Here is a 1249-nt window from a genome sequence, read left to right as displayed (position 1 = left end):
CCTTTGTCTCGGCGCGCTTGGCCGCGAGTGCCTCGCGCTCGGCGCGTCGTGCCGCGACCGCCGGATCGTCGTGACCCGGCTGCGACTTGAACTTGTTCAAAAGATTTTTGCGTGCTTCCTGCGCCGCCTTTTGTCGGTCGGAGAAGCCTGGTTCCCTGAATCCACTCATCTAACGAACCTTGTCTTCCTCACTTTCAGCCCTACATCACTGCGTGTTGGTACGTCGGCTGGGCATAGCGGGCGCCACGCGACGCAGAAGCGTGTACATCGGTGCGCGTCGCGAAGCCACCCATAATCGCAGCCGATCAGGTCAACGAAAAATCGCCCCCACCGACGATCTCTCGTAGCCCGGAAAAACTGCCGAATTGTGATGTCCCTCATAAGGGGACCACGAGGGCGGGGCCTAGCGTCCGCCCCGATACGGAGAACGGGTATGCCGATCTCGAGACCAAGCCTGAAGGCGCTCGCAATTGCCTTCGTCCTGGTAGCCGTGGCCGGTGCCATGCTGCTGCTCAGTCGTCCGCAGCCGATCGAGAGTGCCGTCCTGGGAGCGGACTGGGAATGCACACAGACCGCGTTCGTGCTCACGACCTGCGCCCCGCGGGTCCAGGCGACCCCGGCGGTCGAAACCTCCCGCAAGGATGCGATCCGGGCGACCCGAGGCTGAGGTGGCTGACCGGAGATGTGACGGGACGTCGCAGAGGTGATAAGGGGGCTTGCCCCGCGACCAGGTAACCATGTCCACATCCCAGCCCGAACCGGGCGAGAAGCCGAAATCCCAGCCGAAACCTCCTTCCGGTGACAACCGCCGCGGCGCGATCGCCGGCTTGATCATCGCGATCATGATCCTCGGTGTCGGCTGGTGGCTCGCCCGGGACCTCACCGCGGCCAGCAAGATGCAGGACTGCCTGATGTCCGGGCGCAGCAACTGCAACGTGATCGAGCCGGCCCGCTAGAAGCGGTCCAGCGTGGCCGCTTGGGCCGAAAAATGCCCTGATCTTAACCATTTGTAACGGGACTTCGCCGACCAAAGCAGGTCAGCTATGCCAGCCGGCATCATGCCCGGCGCGAGGCGAATCGTCTATCGCGCCAGGCACCACGGCAATCGAGAGAGCAGGGGTCAAGCACGCATGAGTGCGTCCAGCCGCATGAAGATCATTATTCCCTTGGTTTCGGCCATGTCGCTGCTCGCGCTGTCGGCGCAAGCCCAGGACGCGAGGCCCCCAAGGGACGCCGGCCAGCCGGCGGC

Annotated in this window: 3 protein-coding genes; 2 read left to right on the top strand and 1 reads right to left on the bottom strand. The window is 64.1% G+C overall.

Annotated elements, in window-relative coordinates:
• A partial coding sequence (locus MOV75_RS38755; protein WP_247008105.1) for a DUF6481 family protein occupies positions 1-169 on the bottom strand: 169 nt, incomplete at its 3' end.
• Positions 170-433: 264 nt separating this feature from the next.
• Here MOV75_RS38755 and MOV75_RS38750 point away from each other — a divergent pair.
• Positions 434-667, top strand: coding sequence for a hypothetical protein (locus MOV75_RS38750; protein ID WP_246932768.1), 234 nt, complete (start codon positions 434-436; stop codon positions 665-667).
• Positions 668-737: 70 nt separating this feature from the next.
• Positions 738-956, top strand: a complete 219-nt coding sequence (locus MOV75_RS38745; RefSeq protein ID WP_246932766.1) for a DUF2273 domain-containing protein — start codon at positions 738-740, stop codon at positions 954-956.
• The last annotated feature ends 293 nt before the right edge of the window (positions 957-1249 follow it).

It is taken from the genome of Bradyrhizobium sp. PRIMUS42 (assembly GCF_023006515.1).
Taxonomy (GTDB): domain Bacteria; phylum Pseudomonadota; class Alphaproteobacteria; order Rhizobiales; family Xanthobacteraceae; genus Bradyrhizobium.
This window is presented reverse-complemented; position numbering and strand designations above follow the sequence as displayed.